The following is a 673-nucleotide window of genomic DNA, read 5'->3' as shown; positions in this document are numbered from 1 at the left end:
GTCCGGGCGGTGCTGGCCGAAGGCGGCGCCCCCGAGGCGCTGGTGCCACAGGTCGCCGAGGCGCTCGGCGAGGGCGCCGGCGCTCGACTGCGCGAGGATCCCTGGCAGTTGCTGCGGATTCCGGGCGTCCGGCCGGAGCAGGCCGACGGGTTCGCGCGGGCGCTGCTCGGCGCGGAGTGCGGCCCGGACGACGAGCGACGGGGCCGGGCGGTCACCGTATGGCTGCTGGAGCAGGCGGCCGTCGCCGGGCACACGGCGCTTCAGGCCCCGGCTCTGGCCGCCGCGCTCGCCCAGCGTTCCGTGCCCGACCCCGACGAGGCCGTCCAGAGCACCGTCGCCGAGGGCGAGGCCCTGGTCTTCCAGGACGCGCTCGACGACGCCCCGGCCGCGACACGGTCCGCGTCCCCGCCCCCCGCCGCGGCCGACGACACCGGCAGGGAGGACGACGAGGCGGAGGAGGAGCGCCCGGTCCGCGTCCTCATCGGCCTGGAGCGTTACGCGCTCGCCGAGGAGAGCCTCGCCGACGGACTCGCCCGTGTCATGAACTCCCTGCCCAAGGAGGACACGACCGACTGGACCTCGGCGGCCGCGTCGGCACCGCGTTCCGCCGCGGAGCTGATCCGCGCCGTCGCCGGACACGGGCTCGTGCTGCACACCGGCGGCGAGGCGGCCC

1 protein-coding gene is annotated in these 673 nt (G+C 77.6%); it reads left to right on the top strand.

The annotated features are described in order from the left end of the window. Window positions 1–673, top strand: a 673-nt coding sequence (locus AWZ10_RS23135) for a helix-hairpin-helix domain-containing protein (RefSeq protein WP_279616639.1), incomplete at both ends; no start/stop codon positions are given.

The sequence above is a fragment of the Streptomyces europaeiscabiei genome, from assembly GCF_001550375.1.
Lineage (GTDB): Bacteria > Actinomycetota > Actinomycetes > Streptomycetales > Streptomycetaceae > Streptomyces > Streptomyces europaeiscabiei.
This window is presented reverse-complemented; position numbering and strand designations above follow the sequence as displayed.